Origin of the sequence: Rhodospira trueperi (assembly GCF_900101965.1) — a bacterium.
Classification (GTDB): domain Bacteria; phylum Pseudomonadota; class Alphaproteobacteria; order Rhodospirillales; family Rhodospirillaceae; genus Rhodospira; species Rhodospira trueperi.
On record NZ_FNAP01000001.1, the window covers coordinates 23,372 to 39,448 of the forward strand.

The 16,077-nt window shown below is 65.8% G+C and carries 15 protein-coding genes; 6 read left to right on the plus strand and 9 right to left on the minus strand.

All coding sequences use genetic code 11. The features are described 5' to 3' along the window. Positions 1-81: 81 nt before the first annotated feature. Both BLS85_RS00135 and BLS85_RS00140 read right to left on the minus strand, forming a co-directional pair. Positions 82-1,653: a YifB family Mg chelatase-like AAA ATPase gene (locus BLS85_RS00135; RefSeq protein ID WP_092780336.1), complete on the minus strand. Its 1,572-nt coding sequence runs from the start codon at positions 1,651-1,653 to the stop codon at positions 82-84. A 383-nt stretch (positions 1,654-2,036) separates the two neighbouring features. Further along, positions 2,037-2,891: an FkbM family methyltransferase gene (locus tag BLS85_RS00140; protein WP_092780339.1), complete on the minus strand. Its 855-nt coding sequence runs from the start codon at positions 2,889-2,891 to the stop codon at positions 2,037-2,039. 428 nt (positions 2,892-3,319) lie between these two features. Between BLS85_RS00140 and BLS85_RS00145 the strand changes: the two genes are divergently transcribed. After that, positions 3,320-4,030, plus strand: a complete 711-nt coding sequence (locus tag BLS85_RS00145) for a class I SAM-dependent methyltransferase (protein ID WP_092780342.1) — start codon at positions 3,320-3,322, stop codon at positions 4,028-4,030. Between the two features lie 189 nt (positions 4,031-4,219). Here the strand turns inward: BLS85_RS00145 and BLS85_RS00150 are convergent, their stop codons facing one another. The 4 genes from BLS85_RS00150 to dctP form a co-directional block, all read right to left on the minus strand. Then, positions 4,220-4,663, minus strand: a complete 444-nt coding sequence (locus tag BLS85_RS00150) for a universal stress protein (protein ID WP_092780345.1) — start codon at positions 4,661-4,663, stop codon at positions 4,220-4,222. A gap of 2 nt (positions 4,664-4,665) precedes the next feature. Beyond that, positions 4,666-5,949, minus strand: a complete 1,284-nt coding sequence (locus BLS85_RS00155) for a TRAP transporter large permease (protein ID WP_092780348.1) — start codon at positions 5,947-5,949, stop codon at positions 4,666-4,668. Positions 5,950-5,964: 15 nt separating this feature from the next. Next, positions 5,965-6,570, minus strand: a complete 606-nt coding sequence (locus BLS85_RS00160; RefSeq protein WP_092780352.1) for a TRAP transporter small permease — start codon at positions 6,568-6,570, stop codon at positions 5,965-5,967. A 329-nt stretch (positions 6,571-6,899) separates the two neighbouring features. Then, positions 6,900-7,934: a TRAP transporter substrate-binding protein DctP gene (gene dctP, locus BLS85_RS00165; protein WP_092780355.1), complete on the minus strand. Its 1,035-nt coding sequence runs from the start codon at positions 7,932-7,934 to the stop codon at positions 6,900-6,902. A 653-nt stretch (positions 7,935-8,587) separates the two neighbouring features. On the opposite strand from dctP, the gene BLS85_RS00170 reads away from it, so the two are divergent. The 5 genes from BLS85_RS00170 (at position 8,588) to doeB (ending at position 13,719) form a co-directional block, all read left to right on the plus strand. Further along, positions 8,588-9,376 carry an aspartate racemase/maleate isomerase family protein gene (locus BLS85_RS00170; RefSeq protein ID WP_143027027.1) on the plus strand — a complete coding sequence of 263 codons (789 nt, stop codon included), beginning with the start codon at positions 8,588-8,590 and terminating at the stop codon, positions 9,374-9,376. Then, complete coding sequence (gene eutB / locus BLS85_RS00175; RefSeq protein WP_092780361.1) at positions 9,376-10,350, plus strand: hydroxyectoine utilization dehydratase EutB; 975 nt, start codon at positions 9,376-9,378, stop codon at positions 10,348-10,350. The genes BLS85_RS00170 and eutB overlap by 1 nt, the downstream gene beginning before the upstream one ends. 11 nt (positions 10,351-10,361) lie before the next feature. Further along, on the plus strand, positions 10,362-11,357 hold the full coding sequence (locus tag BLS85_RS00180) for a cyclodeaminase (RefSeq protein WP_092780364.1): 996 nt from the start codon (positions 10,362-10,364) through the stop codon (positions 11,355-11,357). Between the two features lie 23 nt (positions 11,358-11,380). Further along, positions 11,381-12,565 carry an ectoine hydrolase DoeA gene (gene doeA, locus BLS85_RS00185; RefSeq protein WP_092780367.1) on the plus strand — a complete coding sequence of 395 codons (1,185 nt, stop codon included), beginning with the start codon at positions 11,381-11,383 and terminating at the stop codon, positions 12,563-12,565. Between the two features lie 74 nt (positions 12,566-12,639). Further along, complete coding sequence (doeB, locus tag BLS85_RS00190) at positions 12,640-13,719, plus strand: N(2)-acetyl-L-2,4-diaminobutanoate deacetylase DoeB (protein ID WP_092782012.1); 1,080 nt, start codon at positions 12,640-12,642, stop codon at positions 13,717-13,719. A 79-nt stretch (positions 13,720-13,798) separates the two neighbouring features. Here doeB and BLS85_RS00195 read toward each other — a convergent pair whose 3' ends face one another. Genes BLS85_RS00195 through BLS85_RS00205 form a run of 3 tightly spaced genes read right to left on the minus strand, consistent with a single transcriptional unit; the run spans position 13,799 to position 16,028 of the window. Beyond that, positions 13,799-14,005, minus strand: a complete 207-nt coding sequence (locus tag BLS85_RS00195; protein WP_092780370.1) for a YgaP family membrane protein — start codon at positions 14,003-14,005, stop codon at positions 13,799-13,801. Positions 14,006-14,055: 50 nt separating this feature from the next. Continuing rightward, complete coding sequence (locus BLS85_RS00200) at positions 14,056-15,429, minus strand: c-type cytochrome (RefSeq protein ID WP_092780373.1); 1,374 nt, start codon at positions 15,427-15,429, stop codon at positions 14,056-14,058. Further along, positions 15,426-16,028, minus strand: coding sequence for a NapC/NirT family cytochrome c (locus BLS85_RS00205; protein WP_092780375.1), 603 nt, complete (start codon positions 16,026-16,028; stop codon positions 15,426-15,428). The genes BLS85_RS00200 and BLS85_RS00205 overlap by 4 nt, the downstream gene beginning before the upstream one ends. Between the last annotated feature and the right edge of the window lie 49 nt (positions 16,029-16,077).

A 16,077-nucleotide genomic window follows, 5' to 3' on the forward strand; every position in this document is an offset into this window, starting at 1 on the left:
CTGCGAGCGGATCCAGGTCTCGAGCAAAGATCCACATCAGACCCCGGCGCGCGCGGATGTCGATGTGGCTCGGCCCGAATCTCATCCGCGCCTCCGCCCGCGCCCGCGCCGATGACCGCCGGTCTCCTCCACGGCGGTGGAGCCGGCGCCGGCCGGGTTGACCTGACGATAGCTCAGCGCCTCCGCCACGTGCACCCGCCCCACACCGTCCCGGCCGTCCAGGTCGGCCAGAGTGCGCGCCACCCGCAACAGGCGGTGATAGGCCCGGGCCGAAAGCCGCAGGCGCTCCGCCGCGTCGGCCATGAGCTGCCGACCGGGGGCGTCGGGCGTGGCGATGCGTTCCAGGGACTCCCCCTCCAGGCGGGCGTTGATGCGTGCCCCCGGCCCGTCCGCCCGCTCAAGCTGGGCCTCGCGCGCCGCCCGCACCCGCGCGGACACCGTGGCGGTCGGCTCGGCGGTCGTGCCGGCCTCCATGGCGAAGGGGTCGACCGGCGGCACCGTCACATGCAGGTCGATGCGGTCCAGCAGCGGCCCGGACAGCCGATTACGGTACTCCATCGCACAGCCGGGCGCCTTGTTGCAGGCCAGCGCCGGGTCGTCGAGATAACCGCACTTGCACGGGTTCATGGCCGCCACAAGCTGCACCCGCGCCGGATAGGTCACATGCCCGTTGGCGCGGGCGATGCTGACCCGGCCGGTCTCCAGCGGCTGGCGCAGCGCCTCCAGCGCGGGGCGTGAGAACTCCGGCAACTCGTCCAGGAACAGCACGCCGTTGTGGGCGAGGCTGATCTCGCCCGGCCGCGCCCGCAGGCCACCGCCCACCAGCGCCGGCATGCTGGCCGAGTGGTGCGGGTCGCGGAACGGCCGCCGGGTGATCAGCCGGCCCTCGGCCAGATGCCCGGCGACCGAGTGGATCATGGAGACCTCTAGCGCCTCGTCGGGCGCCAGGGGCGGCAGCAGCCCCGGCAGGCGCGCCGCCAGCATGGACTTGCCGGCGCCCGGGGGGCCGGTCATCAGGAGGTTGTGACCACCGGCGGCGGCCACCTCCAGGGCGCGCCGCGCGCTTTCCTGGCCCTTGACGTCGGCGAGGTCGAGCGTCGGGCCGTCGTCGGCGCGGGCCTCCGGGCGCGGTCGGTCGAGCGTCTGGCTGCCCTTGAAATGGTTGATAAGTTCCAGCAGGCCGCCCGGCGCCAGCACGGACACATCGCCGGCCCACGCGGCCTCGCCGCCCTGGGGACCGGGGCAGATCAGGCCCTTGTCCGCCCGCACCGCCGACAACGCCGCCGGCAGCACCCCGGCCACCGGCGCCAGCGAGCCGTCCAGGCCCAGTTCGCCCAGGATGACGAAGCCGTCCATCTCCTCCATGGGCAGCACGCCCATGGCCGTCAGCAGACCGCAGGCGACGGGCAGGTCGTAGTGGCTGCCTTCCTTCTGGAGGTCGGCCGGGGCGAGGTTGACGATGATCCGCTTCGGCGGCAGGGCGAGGCCGATGGCCGTCAGCGCGGCGCGCACCCGCTCGCGGCTTTCCCCCACCGCCTTGTCCGGCAGGCCGACAATGGTGAAGGCCGGTAGCCCCCCGGTCAGCGAGACCTGCACCTGCACGCCCAGGACCTCAATGCCGGAGAAGGCGACGGTGTGGACGCGGGCAACCATGGGCGAAGGCAACGGTTCGGTGGCGGGGAGCCCATCATAAAACGCGAGCCGAGCGGGGCGGTACACGTTTTTTGTGGATCGCTGCCTATCGCCCGAACCCATGCGGTGGGGGGACCGGAAACGTGTTGTTGATAAGGAAGAGAACGTCATCCTGGGCCCCCCGGGACGAAGCCCGGGTCAAAGAAGCGCCCGAGACCGGCAGGACCTTGTTCCATCCAAGACGCCACGATCCGACTCAATCAACGGGGATTGGCATCAGACCCACCAGCCTGCGATAAAATCGGAGCGGTTCAGTCATCACCCGAAACGCCTCCAAGGCCAGGGCACCTCCGCCGGACGGTGAAACCGTCTGGGCCAGCGCCGACCAGCCCCGTCCGGTCGACTCAAGCCGCGAACGCGGAGTTTTCTGCGGAAACCCAATCATCCAATGCAGTCGTTTTTGTTCGTCTCTGCTCCAGAGGACTGATCCGAAATCCTGCCTCGTTAAGAATTGAAATCACCTTGTCTTTCGTGCGCATTTCTTCAAGACCTTCTCGATCCGCACGGAAATCATGGCAGGCAATAGCTACAATCCTGCACCTTGCCAATGTCGACTTCATCCCAAGAAGCGCTTCTGTCTCCGCGCCTTCAATATTCATCGATAGGAAGTCAACTTGCCCGATGCCATGCGCTTCGACAAGTTTATCTACTGTCGTCTGCTTAACATTGTATCCGTCATCAACTTGGCCGACATGGCTTTCATCCGCATTTCCTTCCTCTGAGATAAGGACCTCGCCATCGGTAGCGCCGACCGCCACCTGTTCCGTGATGACCTGATCCAGGCGGTTTAGGGCACACGTCCGCGACAGGCATCGGTATTGCTTCGGATGCGCCTCGACCGACAGGCCGCGACCTTCGGCACCAACCAGCTTGCCAAGGGCGACCGTCAACGTTCCTTTTCCAGCCCCGATGTCCACGAAGACATCGCCAAGTTTCGGTGCGTAGCCGGTCACATCCTCAATGACATCCTTCAGTTGACTTGGATCGTCGTGGCTGAAGTTTCTGTCGCCGCCGGCGCCCTTGTGTCGTTTTTTGGGAATGCTGGGGCGCTCACGGACCAAATATCGTGGGCCGTCGTACTTATGCACCCACAATCCATCCTCATACCCAACCGAGAATGAACGCAATTGAGTCCGGCCATATATCGTCGCGATGATTGAGGCCAAATCGCGCACGACCGGATAATTGAGCAGCTTCATCGTAATCCCCTAAGATTTCTTGCCATGACCAACTTGTGCGTGAAACTATCGCCTGATTTATCCTTATGATCAAGTGCTTTCGGCGCCATGCCTGGTCCGCCATACAGGCCACGGTGTCCCTGCTGGACGGAATCGACGCCGCGACCGAGGACATGGAAGGCGACAACGAGGTCCGTTGAGAAGCGAGGGAAGATACCGGCGCCAAGCCGGTTTTCGGAAACACCGATCGCCGCTGGTTGGGGAGGTCGCCTCGACCATCACCGCGCTCTCCTCCGGACAAACGGGGCGCGGCGGGGACATCGGGGCCAGATCCTGCGCAATCTCCGGCTTCCATGCCGCAGCCTGTTCGGCTACCGTTTCCAGGCGGATTCTGCAGTCATCTGGGGAATGCTGGTTCAAGGTTCACCAGCTGAAGATAGGCAAAAGAAATGCATGACAGTACGAAAATAACGTCCAGATACAACGATGGTGACTATCTGGCAAAGAATGAAGATTGGCATGTAGCTGATTCACCGTGGAAAGCTGATCAAATTGATAGGATTATCAAGCGGAACGGTATTACATTGAGTTCGATATGCGAAATCGGTTGTGGCGCCGGAGAAGTCCTTAGGCAACTTTCTCTAAAAACCGCTTATGAGAAAGTGGAATTTTACGGATATGAAATTAGCGACGACGCTTTTGCACTGTGCACTACACGCGAGGCAGACAGGCTTCATTACTATAAAAAGAATCTCCTCGATCTTGAAGAAAAATACGATGCTCTTCTGTGTATTGACGTATTTGAGCATGTGGAAGATTACATTGGATTTTTAAAGCTTCTAAAATCGAAAGGTAACTATAAAGTATTTCACATTCCTCTTGACTTGTCTGTGCTTTCACTTATTCGCGGGAGGCCGTTATATTTTCGAGAGTCAGTAGGGCACTTGCACTACTTTACTCCAGATACGGCGATAGCAACGCTATCAGATTGCGGATATGAAATCATAGACGTAATGCACACACCATGGTTCGCGGAGCAGCCTTCTAAAACTGTGAAAGCAAAGCTTGCAAAGACTCTACGTAGTGTTTTGTACAAAGCTTCTCCGAAGCTAATGTCTACGTGGTTAGGCGGTTCGTCTTTAATGGTTCTGGCAAAGTGAGTTTTCAAATCGTCCTGATTCCTTTCCGGCCGACGATAGAATTGACTCGTGCAGCGCCCCTTCGGGGCGCGCGGCTCCGCCGCCCGGAGGGCGGCCATCCTTGGTTTGGCACCGCAAAGCGGCACCAGGGGCGCAGTCGCGTCGGCCGGTATAACCCGGTCTCCACTTTTTCGGGGCAAGGTCAAAGCGCTACTTCACGAGGATGCAGGTGACCGGCGACAGTCCCGAGACCTTGTGGGAGACCGAGCCCAACAGGAAACTCTCCACGTCACCGGAACCGCGCGCGCCCATGACGATGACGTCGCAGGTGTGCTCCTTGGCGAAATCGATGATGGCGCGGGCCGGTTGGCCGCGCTTGGCGAAGGCCTCGACCTCGACGGTGCCGCGCTCCAGCGCGTGCGCCCGGGCGGAGGCCACCAGATTCTTCGCATAGTCCCGCAGGGCTTCGTCCGGCGTCGCCGGGTGCAGCGGGCGGACCATCGACAGGGAGCCCTCCATCGGGCTGTGATGGCGGTACACGCTGAGCAGCAGCAGCTTCGCGTTGCCGAAGCGGTTCGACAGATCGACGGCGAAATCGACCGCCAGAAGGGACTGGTTGGAGCCGTCCACGGGCACGAGGATGGTGCTGAACATCGTCACTCCCCGAAAGCTAGCTGCGGCAGGAACAGGGCGATCTGCGGGAACAGGATCAGCGCGACGCTGACTCCCAACAGCATCACCACGAACGGCGGTGTTCCTTTGACCACGTCGATGTAGGGCCGCTTGAAGATGGCGATGGCGGTAAAGATGTCGCAGCCGAACGGTGGCGTGGCCGACCCGATGGCCACCTGAAGCGTGATGATCACGCCCACCAGCACCGGATCGATGGCGGCGGCCTCGACGATGGGCGCGAAGATCGGCACCAGCACCAGGATCACCACGATCGGGTCCACGAACATGCAGCCGATGAAAAAGGCGATGGAGATGGCCACCAGCACCATGGTCGGGCCGGCCTGATCCAGGCCCAGGCCGCCCAGAATCTCCTGCGGGATCTGGTTGAACGAAATCGACCACGAGAACGCGTTGCCGGCGCCCACCAGGATGAACACCACCGCCGTGATCAGGCCGGTGGACTTGGCGATCTCGAACAGGTCCATCCACTTCAGCGACCGGAAGATGATGAATTCCAGGATGAAGGCATAGGCCACGCAGACCGCCGCCGCCTCGGTCGGGCTGAAGATGCCGCCATAAATGCCGCCCACCACGATGACCGGGAAGCCCAGCGGCCACAGGGCTTCTCGCGTGGCCGTCAGGCGTTCGCTCCAGCTTGCCTTCTCAAGGGTCGGGATGTCATTGCGCCACGCATAGAACACGCAGTAGGTGGCGAACAACACCAGGATCAGCAGGCCCGGACCGACGCCGGCGACGAAGAGTTCGGCGATCGAGGTGCCGGAGATGACGCCGTAGATGATCATGGCAATCGACGGCGGGATCAGCATGGCGATGTCGGAGGCGTTGACGATCAGCGCCAACGTGAAGCTGTCCTTGTAGCCGGCCTCCAGCATGCGAGGGCGCAAGGGGCTGCCGATGGCCACCACGGTCGCCTGGGTGGAGCCGGAGACGGCGCCGAACAGGGTGCAACTCGCCGCTGCCGTCACCCCAAGACCGCCGCGCAGGTGCCCCACGTAGCGCATCACCATGTCGATCAGGCGGTCGGCCGAATGGCCCTTGGTGATGATATCGGCCGCCAGGATGAACATGGGCACCGCCACCAGGGCGGCCGGGCGGATGCCGCCCAGCATCTGCTGCACCATGATCTCCGGCGGGATCGGCATGTAGATGAAGAAGGCGACGAAGCTGCCCGCGATCAGCGGGATCATCATGGGGAAGCCCAGCAACAGCAGGACCACCATGACACTGATCATGACCTCGGCGAGCATGGGCGCGGTCCTCCGTCAGACCTTGGTTTCTGTCTCGTCGTAGCTGTCGATAACCGACGCGGAGATGTAGACGTCGGGCCGCGTCAGATTGGCGACGGCGGTCAGCAGGTACTGGATGCCCGTGATGACGAAGCCGATCGGCACCCACACGAAGGTCAGGTAGACCGGAATGCGCAGCGCCGCCGCGATGCGGCCGGACTCCTGAACCGACACCACATAGGCGTAGGCGTACCACGCCAGCACGAACATGGCGGCGGACGTCACCAGACAGATGACGACCATCAGAACCTTGCGCGCCGTGTCCGGCAGCGCGTCGTAAAGGGCCGACATGCGGATGTGCCGGCCCATGCGGGCGGCATAGCCCAGGCCGACGAACGTGATCAGCACGATGAGAAAGCGGTTGAGTTCCTCGACGAAGAACAAGCTTTCGCCGAGCACGAACCGGCCGACGACATTGGCCACCGACATGGCGGCCATGATGATCACGCCCAGGGCCAACACCGCCGCCTCGAAGTGGGCGATGGCGCCGTCGATCCAGGCCAGCGGCCGCAGCAGGCCGCCGAACTGCGAACTGGAGGCGTCGGGGCCGGGCGTTCCCGGCCGCTGTGGGGGCTCGTTCATCGGGCGCTGTCCCTTTGCCTTCCGGTCGCGATCCACGTCCCATCATGGGGGCCCGTGGTCAGGAGCGCTATCGTCTTCACACTTCTTTCCGCCGTAGCGGCGGCTCTTCGTTCGCGCGGCGATGTGATTCGTCATTGCGAGCCCGCGTCTTCAGACGCGGGTGAAGCAATCCAGGGCACAAAATGCAAGTATCCGCCCTGGATTGCTTCGTCGCTACGCTGCTCGCAATGATATGATATGGCACCAGAGCGTCTTGAGGCGGGAAAGGACCCGACCGCCGATCCGACGGCGCGGATCCTTCCTTCATCTTTTGCCCGGGCGCGATGGTGTCAGTCGCCCGCGACGCGTTCCCGGGACTCCTCAATGTCCGCCTGGAAGCCCTCAAGGACGGCCTTGGCGTCACCGCCGACCTCCTCGACGAACTTCTGCTTGACCTGTTCGGCGGCCTCTCGGAACGGCGCGCGCTGCTCGTCGGTCAGCACGGTGACGGTCATTTCCGGCTTGGCCTCCAGGATTTTCTCCTCGGCGCGCTGGGTCAGGCCCTGTTGGTACTCGATGATGTGGGCGTAGGCGGCGTCGGCGGCCTCGCCGACCAGGGCCTGGTCTTCCTCGGACAGGCCGTCATAAAACGTCTTGTTGGTGATGACGGCCGTCGTGAAGTTGTTGTGCCCGGCGTAGGTGATGTGCTCGGTCACCTCGTACATCTTCGTCGATTCGACGAAGAACATCGGGTTTTCCTGCCCCTGGATGATATTCGTCTGCAAGGCGCCGTAGACCTCGCCCCAGGGCAGCGGCGTCGGCGTGGCGCCGAAGGCCCGGTAGGTCTCCACCAGCATTGGGGTCGTCATGACGCGGAACTTCACTCCGTCCAGGTCGGCCGGACTGGTCACCGGCTCCTGGGTGGTCATGACCACTTCGCCTTCGGGGTACATGTCCACCAGATGCAGGCCGACGCCGTCATACTTGGCGGCCAGCATCTCGTTAATGGTGTCCGACGTCTTGTAGAAATCGGCCAGCACCGCGTGATCCTCGGGCAGCACGTAAGGCAGCAGGAACACCTGCAGTTCCGGGATCACCTTGCCCATGAAGCCCGGGGAGGCGGTGGAGAACTGAAGGGCGCCCATCTGGGTCAGTTCCGTGGTGTCGTCGGATTCGCCAAGGGTCCCGTACGGGAAGATCTCGACCGTGTGGTCGGAATTCGCCTCAACGTACTCCTTGAACTGGGTGGCGTAGACGCCCTGGACCTCGTCGATCGCTTCTTCCAGCGAATACTTCCAGGTATCGGCCTGGGCGCCCGTGGCGCTGGCAAGAGCCAGGGCCGAGACGGCTGCGGTTCCGATTAGGGTTCGAATGGTCAGAGTCATGGAAGCCTCTCCCTGTGATGGATATGTCCTCTGCGGTGATTCGCGCAGTCCCAACCGCCGCGCGCGCGCCCGATGTCGGGTGGGGGCAGTCGGGACGTTGCATGATGACGACCGTGCGGCGGGTGGGGGCCGCGTCGGCGACAGGAGGCGTCCGCCTATCCTGTCCATGCGTCAGACCAAGGGACCTTTCGCGTTGCCTTCGTCGTTCCCGTGCAGAAAGCTATGGCACTCCAGATCACGGGGGCAGTCAACACCGCCTCGATCCGGGGCCTGCGGCCGGCCGGCCGCGTCCATTTCCCGTGGTGTGATCGCGGCCGGTCCGGATGACCGTCGGCGGGACGGCGGTCGGGCGGGCCGCCGGTCGCGCTTTAACCGACTGTGTTGGTTGGACAATTTTGCGGGGCCAGCGGCGGCGCCAGGGTCGGTGGGTCGAGGCGTTGGTTTCGTCGGACCGGCAGGCCGGAGCTTGCGGCCGAGCGCTGACGGGGATGAATTTTCGGTTTTTTCGGCGTGTTCCAGAAAAAAGTCCTAGTGCGGCCGTTGCGTTTGGCAAGTTCATCCAGCGGCGAGGATTGAACAGGGGCAATCCCGGGCCGCAAGATGCACTCAGGGTGAATGCCGATGATCGCGAGGGGGCAGGAATGGACGTTCGCGTGTCCGATCTGGGGACGCCGGGCACATCGCCCGCCTTTTCCGCGCCCGACGCTGTCCGGCGAGTCGGATTGGTTGTTCTGGAGACCGACCTGACCATGGAGAGGGACGTTGCCCGGTTGCTCCATGGCAGCGGGTTGGCGGTGCATGCCAATCGCATTGCCTTTTCCAACCCGGTGTCGGCGGAGAGTCTCGCCGCCCTGGAAACCAGCCTCTCGGCGGCGACGGCGGCGCTGATCCCGGGCACGCCGTTCGACGTGATCCACTTCGGCTGCACGTCCGCCTCGGCGGTGATCGGCGACGACGGGGTCTCGGCGGCCGTACGGACCGCCAAGCCGGGCGCCCGGGCCACGAACCCGATCATCGCGGCGGACGCGGCCCTCAAGGCTCTGGGCGTGCGGCGGTTGTCGATCCTCACGCCCTATGTCCCCGAGATCGCCCGCCCGGTGGCGGATCGCTTCGCCGCCCTGGGATATGACATCGCGGGCCTGACCTGCTGGGCGATCGAGGATGACCGGGACATGGCCCGGGTTCGCCCGGACGTCCTGATCCGGGAGGCCGTCGCCGCCACGGACCCGAAGGCCGATGCGTTGTTCATCTCGTGCACCGCTGTTTCGGCAGCCGAGGTCGTGCCGCTGATCGAGGCGGAGGTTGACTGCCCCGTGGTGACGAGCAATCAGGCCGCCGCCTGGTTGGCTCTGCGGCTGTGCGGCATCGACCATGACGTTCCGGGAGGTGGGCGCCTGTTCTCCCGTCCGCTGGCGCCCGGCGACCGGAAAGGAACGGCCTGATGCCCATCGAACACGCCGCCATCCTGGCCGCCCGCGACCGCCTCGCCGGGCGCATCCGCCGCACGCCGCTTGATCGTTCGCCCTGCCTGTCGGATCGCTGCGATGTGCCGGTGTGGCTGAAGCGTGAACACCATCAACTCACCGGCAGCTTCAAGGTGCGCGGCGCCACCAACGCCGTGCTGTCGCTGTCGGACGGCCAAAAGGCAAAGGGCATCGTCGGGGTGTCCACCGGCAACCACGGGCGCGGGCTGGCCCACGCCGCAAGGCAGGCCGGTGTGCGCTGTGTGATCTGCATGTCCTCCCTGGTGCCCGCGAATAAGGTCGAGGGTATCCGGGCCCTGGGCGCCGAGGTGCGCATCGTGGGCGACACCCAGGACGAGGCCCAGAAGGAGGTCGACCGACTGGTGGCCGGGGAGGATCTGACCATGCTGCCGCCCTTCGACCATCCCGACGTCATCGCGGGGCAGGGTACGCTCGGACTGGAGATGATTGAGGACCTGCCGGAGGTCGAGACGGTGCTGGTGCCGCTGTCGGGCGGCGGGCTGATTTCCGGCGTCGCGCTGGCGGTGAAGACGGCGCGGCCCTCCGCCCGCGTGATCGGCGTCAGCATGGAGCGCGGCGCCGCCATGGTCGAAAGTCTGCGCGCCGGTACGCCGGTGTTCGTGCGGGAGGTGGCCACGCTGGCCGATTCCCTGGGCGGCGGCATCGGCCTGGACAACCGGCACACCTTCGCCATGGTGCGCGATCTGGTGGACGAGACCGTGACCCTGACCGAGGACGAGATCGCCGAGGGCATCCGCCACGCCTACTGGTCCGAGCGGGAGGTGATCGAAGGTTCGGGCGCGGTCGGCCTGGGCGCCCTGCTGGCCGAAAAGGCGCGCCCGACCGGCCCGACCCTCGTGTTGCTCAGCGGCCGCAACATCGACATGACGCTGCATCATCGAATTGTCTCCGACGAAACCGTCGAGGTCTGAGGACTCCACCCATGCCCGCCGTCCGCATCGTCACCGAAGCCGACCTGCGCGCCGCCGTGGCGCTGGACCTCGATGCCGTCGCCTGCGTCGAGCGGGCGTTCGCGGCCCTGACGGGCGGTGGCGTGGTCATGCCGCCGATCCTGCGCCTGGACATCGCCGAGGCCAACGGCGAGGTGGACGTCAAGACCGCCTATGTGCCCGGCATCGACAGTTTCGCCATCAAGATCAGTCCGGGGTTCTTCGACAATCCCAAGCTCGGCCTGCCCAGCGTCAACGGCCTGATGACGCTGTTCAGCGCGAAGACGGGCCTGCTGGAAGCGGTGCTGCTGGACAACGGCTATCTGACCGACGTGCGCACCGCCGCCGCCGGGGCGGTCGCCGCGAAGCTTCTGGCCCGTCCGGATGCCCGGCGCGCCGCCGTGATCGGCGCCGGCCTGCAGGCCCGCCTTCAACTGGAGGCGCTGGCCCTGGTGTGCCCGCTGGAGAGCGCCGCCGTCTGGGCGCGCGACGCCGGGAAGGCCGCCGCCTGTGCATCGGACCTTTCGGAACGGCTGGGAATCCCGATCTCCCCCGCGCCTTCCGCCGAGGTCGCCGTTGAGGGGACGGACGTGATCCTCCTGACCACGCCCAGCCCCGAGCCGCTGGTGAAGGCTGATTGGCTGCGGCCCGGCCAGCACGTCACCGCCATGGGCTCCGACGCCGAGCACAAGAACGAACTCGACCCGGCCGTCCTGGCCCGGCCGGACGTTGACTATGTCGCCGACAGCCTGGCGCAGACCCGCCGCCTGGGGGAACTGCATCACGCCATCGCTGCCGGCGTGGTGGCGGCCGACGCGTCGTTCCCGGAGTTGGGCGCAGTGGTCACGGGCGCCGCGCCGGGCCGCGCCAGCCCGGACCGGATCACCGTCGCCGACCTGACCGGGACCGGCGTGCAGGACACCGCCATCGCCACGCTGGCGCTGTCACGGGTGACCCGGGCCGGCGCCGGATCCGCTTTCGAAACCTAGCCCTCCTGCCCGGAACCCCCGCCATGCCCCTTCCAAAAAAGCTGCGCTTTCCTCAGGACGAATTCGACCGTCGTCAGACCAAGACCAAGGCCGCCATGCAGGCCGCCGGCCTGGACCTGCTGATCGTCTCCGATCCGTCCAACATGAACTGGCTGACCGGATACGACGGGTGGTCCTTCTACGTCCATCAGGCCGTGGTGCTGCCGGTGGACGACGACCCGCTGTGGTGGGGCCGGGGGCAGGATGCCAACGGTGCCCGCATCACGGCGTGGTTGCCGGAGGAGCGCTTGCACCCCTACCCGGACCATTTCGTCCAGTCTGAAGCGTGCCACCCCATGCAGCATCTGGCCAGCGTGCTCCGCGCCCGGGGCTGGGACCGGCGGCGCATCGGCGTGGAGATGGACAACTACTATTTCTCGGCCGCCGCCTATCGGACGCTGCTGGCCGAGTTGCCCAACGCCCGCATCGAGGACGCCAAGTCCCTGGTCAACTGGCAGCGCGCGGTCAAGTCCGAGGCCGAACTGGTGTATATGCGCCGTGCCGCCCGCGTCGTCGATGCCATGCACGCGCGCATCCGGGAGGTGATGGCCCCGGGCATCCGCAAATGCGATCTGGTCGCCGAGATCCAGGACGCCGCCATTCGCGGCACGGCCGACTTCGGCGGCGACTATGCCGCCATCGTGCCGCTGGTCGCCTCAGGGCCGGAGGCCTCCGCCCCGCACCTGACCTGGACCGACGAGCCTCTGCGTGACGGCGAGGGCACGTTCTTCGAGATCGCCGGATGCTACCACCGCTACCATTGCCCGCTGTCGCGCACCATCTTCCTGGGCAAGCCGGACCAGCGCTTCCTCGACGCCGAGAAGGCGGTGCTGGAGGGCATGGCGGCGGGTCTCGACGTGGCCCGCGCCGGCACCACCTGCGAGGAGGTGGCGGGCGCCTTCTTCTCCGTGCTGCGCCGCCACGGATTCGAGAAGGACAACCGCACCGGCTATCCCATCGGGATCAGCTATCCGCCCGACTGGGGCGAGCGGACCATGAGCCTGCGGGCCGGCGACCGGTCGGTGCTGGAGCCGAACATGACCTTCCACTTCATGACCGGGCTGTGGATGGACGACTGGGGCTTTGAGATCACCGAGAGCTTCGTTATTACCGATGGCGCCCCCGAGATCCTGGCGAACACGCCCCGCGCGCTACTGGTCAAGGATTGATATAGAAGGCGGCAGCGGGTCGCCATCCGACACCGGCTTGTTTCCACGCGCGGGAGGCTTTGGACAGCAAAACCATGATGAGCTTGATGCACGAAAAGCCGACCACCCTGGACCCCACCGTCGATTTTGACGTCGAGGGCGTCCAGCACGGATTCCTGCGTCTGCCCTGGAGCCGCGACGACAGCGCCTGGGGCAACCTGATGATCCCGGTGTGCGTTCTGAAGAATGGTCTGGGGCCGTCCGTGTTGCTGACGGGCGGCACCCACGGCGACGAGTACGAGGGGCCGTTGGCCCTGGTGGATCTGGTGCTCAACCTTGATCCGGCCACCATCAGCGGGCGAATTATCGTCCTGCCGTTCCTGAACTATCCGGCGTTCCGCGCCGGGCGGCGCACCTCGCCCATCGACGACGGCAACCTCAACCGCATGTTCCCGGGCGCCCCCGACGGCACGGTGACCCAGAAGATCGCCGACTACGTTCAGCGCTATCTGCTGCCCATGAGCGATCTGGTGCTGGATCTCCACGCCGGCGGCTCGACGCTGGATTTCGTGCCCTTCGCGGCCTCGCATGTGCTGCCGGACAAGACCCAGGAGGCCCGCTGCGAGGCCGCCGCCGTGGCCTTCAACGCGCCCTTCACCGCCAAGGTGCTGGAGATCGACTCCGCCGGGATGCTGGACACCGCCGCCGAGGACGCCGGCAAGACCTTCGTCAGCACCGAGTTGCGAGGCGGCGGCACGTCCTCCGCCGAAAGCGTCCGCATCGCCCGCAAGGGGGTGCGCAACGTACTGATCCATGCCGGTGTTCTGGACGCCGAGCCGGTGGTGGAACCGTCGTCCAGCCTGACCATGCCGTCCATGGACTGCTTCACCTTCGCCGATGTCGACGGGCTGCTGGAAATGTGCGTGGACCTTGGCGAGACGGTGCGCGCCGGCGACCGGCTGGCGCGCGTCTGGCCGATGGACCGCACCGGCGTTGCCCCCCGGGACTACGTCGCCAAGCTGGACGGCATGCTGATCGGCCGCCACTTCCCCGGGGCGGCCAAGACCGGCGACTGTCTGGCGGTGCTGGGGGCCATCGACGAGGAAGCCCCGTCGCGCTCGTTCCGGCCGGAGGGCACCAGTGAGGGAATCGAGGGCGGCCCCCCGCTTGGTTGAGAGCGGGGAGGTCGGGGCGGGAGCGCGTGGACCTGAGTCCCGAAGACCCGCGCGGCGGGTGGCCGCCGGGCTGGCGGGGTCAGCCGAACGCCACGCCCGGCTTGACGCCCATCTTTTTCAGGATCATGGCCAACGGGCAGAAGCCGGTGAAGGCCGCCTGCAGCATGTTGGCGCCGACGAAGGCGGAGATCCACAGCACCCAGTCGGCGGTGGTGAACAGGGCGATCAGCACGGTCACCAGAACCACGGTGCCGGCGAAGGCGAGAACAACGCGGTCGATGGACATGTCTCGGGTCCTCCGGATGGGACGGGCGCGGGCGCAAGGCCCGCGCAAGTTCAGCGTTTGTTGGTCGGCAGGGTTTCCGCGAAGGCCAGGATGCCGGCGGCGGTGTCGAGCCCCATGGCGCGCAGCGGCGGCATGTCCTCGCCGGGGTGGCCGTTGAAGACACTGTGCAGCGCGTGCTGCGGCTGGCTGGTCACCGCGCGGCCCAGCGGCGACATGGTGCGCACCGCCCGACCGTCGGCGCCGTGGCAGGTGGCGCAGATGGTGTGATAGTGCCCCTCGAACGCGGCGCCGTCGGACTCGAAATGTCCGCTTTCAGGGTCGATCCGGGGTGCCATGTCGATCTGCCCCTTGCTGACGAAGGTGGCCAGATCGGCGATGTCGCGCACGGACAGCAGCCGGTCGTACCCGTGGGTCTCGTCGGTCAGGACGGCCGCGATCTCCTCGGGGTCGGCGCCGGCCATGCCGTCGATCCCCTTGAAGGGCGGCAGGTCCTCTCCGCCGACGGCGCGACCGTTCGCGCCCTGATAATCCCAGCCGTGGCAACTGGCGCAGCGCCAACTGCTGCGCTGGGCGCGGGCCAGGGCGTTGCCGCCGGCGTCCTCGGCGTCGGCGCGCCGGTCCTCGGGCCAGGTCGGGTGCCAGCCGTCCGGGACCGTGCGGCCGGCCTCCTCGTACCATGTGTCGTAAAGGCGGCCGCCGCGCACGACGGCGGCGATTTCGGGACGGCGGGGCAGGGTCTGCATGTACGCGAGGGTGTTGGCCAGCACCTTGGTGTCAAGGACACGCAGCGGCGGCATGCTACCGTTGGGGTGCCCGTTCAGCATGATGTGCAGGGCGTGTTCCGGTTCGGCGCGGCTGAAGGCGCCGAGCGGCGGCATTTCGGTGACGCCCATGCCGTCGGCGCCGTGGCAGCCGGCGCAGATGGACTGGAAGTACACCGCGCCCTGCTCGGCGTCGCCGCGCGCCTGACCGCTGGCCGGGTGGATCCACTGGTCCATGATGACCTGTCCCTGGGTGACGAACAGGGCCAGATCCTGCAGGTCCTCTTCGTCCATATAGGTGCCGTACCCGTGGGTCTCGTCGCCCAGGATGGCCATCACCTGATTGGGGTCGCCCCCGGCGAATGCCTTGATGCCCACCTCCGTTCCGCCGGAGGTGCCATGCGTGCCGCGATAGTCCCACCCGTGACAGGTGAAGCAGCGGCCCTCGCCAGCGGCGGCGGCGCCGTGAATCTCGGGCTCCGGCAGGTGGGAGATGTGGCGGTCGTGGACGTCCAGTTCCTTGCGCCAGTTGTCGTACAGGCGCCCGCCGCGCGCGATGTCGGAGGCAATTTCCTCAGCCGAGGCGGGAGACACGGGCATGCCGACGGTCACGGCCGACAGCACCAGGACGGCGGTCCACGGGAAACGAGAGGTGCGTGTCATCCTTCATACCCCTCCGGAAGTTCATGAACGATGCCCTTGTGGCATTCAATGCAGTGGCGACCTTCCATCATGGCCTCCGGGTGGTTGATTTCGGCGCGGCGGCCCTGCTCGTACAGGTCCATGGCGGCGAAGTCGTGACATTCCCGGCATTCGCGGGACTCGGTGGCCTCCATCTTGGCCCAGACGCGTTCCGCCATTTCCAGGCGGTGGTCCTCGAACTTCTCGCGGGTGTCGATGGTGCCCAGGATGTTGTGCCACAGGTCCTTGGAGGCGACGATCTTGGCCATCAGCTTGGGGAAGAAGGCGCGCGGGACATGACAGTCGGCGCAATCGACCCGGATCCCCGTGCGGTTGGAATAGTGGATGGAGGTTTTATACTCGGCGTAGGGGCCGACCTCCATCTCATGGCACGAGATGCAGAATTCGGTGGTGTTGGTCACCTTGGCGAACACGCTGAACCCACCATAGAAGCCCCCGAAAGCGACCAGGATCCCCAGGATGAAGATGGTGGTGCTGGCGGTGGTGGCGAACGGATTGCGCCACAGCCGGCGGAACAGACCCCGCCGGGGCGGCTTGTCGGACGGATCGGACGCGGTCATCGGGCCTCCTGGCGCATCGGGCGCGGCTTGAACACCAAACGCGAACGTT

Bases quoted from the DNA above. Each gene is read 5' to 3' on its own strand.
- BLS85_RS00180 (WP_092780364.1), top strand. From the start codon at position 10,362: ATGCCCGCCGTCCGCATCGTCACCGAAGCCGACCTGCGCGCCGCCGTG.
- BLS85_RS00200 (WP_092780373.1), bottom strand. From the start codon at position 15,429: ATGACACGCACCTCTCGTTTCCCGTGGACCGCCGTCCTGGTGCTGTCG.
- doeA (WP_092780367.1), top strand. From the start codon at position 11,381: ATGCCCCTTCCAAAAAAGCTGCGCTTTCCTCAGGACGAATTCGACCGT.
- BLS85_RS00140 (WP_092780339.1), bottom strand. From the start codon at position 2,891: ATGAAGCTGCTCAATTATCCGGTCGTGCGCGATTTGGCCTCAATCATC.
- BLS85_RS00155 (WP_092780348.1), bottom strand. From the start codon at position 5,949: ATGCTCGCCGAGGTCATGATCAGTGTCATGGTGGTCCTGCTGTTGCTG.
- BLS85_RS00135 (WP_092780336.1), bottom strand. From the start codon at position 1,653: ATGGTTGCCCGCGTCCACACCGTCGCCTTCTCCGGCATTGAGGTCCTG.
- dctP (WP_092780355.1), bottom strand. From the start codon at position 7,934: ATGACTCTGACCATTCGAACCCTAATCGGAACCGCAGCCGTCTCGGCC.
- eutB (WP_092780361.1), top strand. From the start codon at position 9,376: ATGCCCATCGAACACGCCGCCATCCTGGCCGCCCGCGACCGCCTCGCC.
- BLS85_RS00205 (WP_092780375.1), bottom strand. From the start codon at position 16,028: ATGACCGCGTCCGATCCGTCCGACAAGCCGCCCCGGCGGGGTCTGTTC.
- doeB (WP_092782012.1), top strand. From the start codon at position 12,640: ATGATGAGCTTGATGCACGAAAAGCCGACCACCCTGGACCCCACCGTC.
- BLS85_RS00160 (WP_092780352.1), bottom strand. From the start codon at position 6,570: ATGAACGAGCCCCCACAGCGGCCGGGAACGCCCGGCCCCGACGCCTCC.
- BLS85_RS00195 (WP_092780370.1), bottom strand. From the start codon at position 14,005: ATGTCCATCGACCGCGTTGTTCTCGCCTTCGCCGGCACCGTGGTTCTG.
- BLS85_RS00150 (WP_092780345.1), bottom strand. From the start codon at position 4,663: ATGTTCAGCACCATCCTCGTGCCCGTGGACGGCTCCAACCAGTCCCTT.
- BLS85_RS00145 (WP_092780342.1), top strand. From the start codon at position 3,320: ATGCATGACAGTACGAAAATAACGTCCAGATACAACGATGGTGACTAT.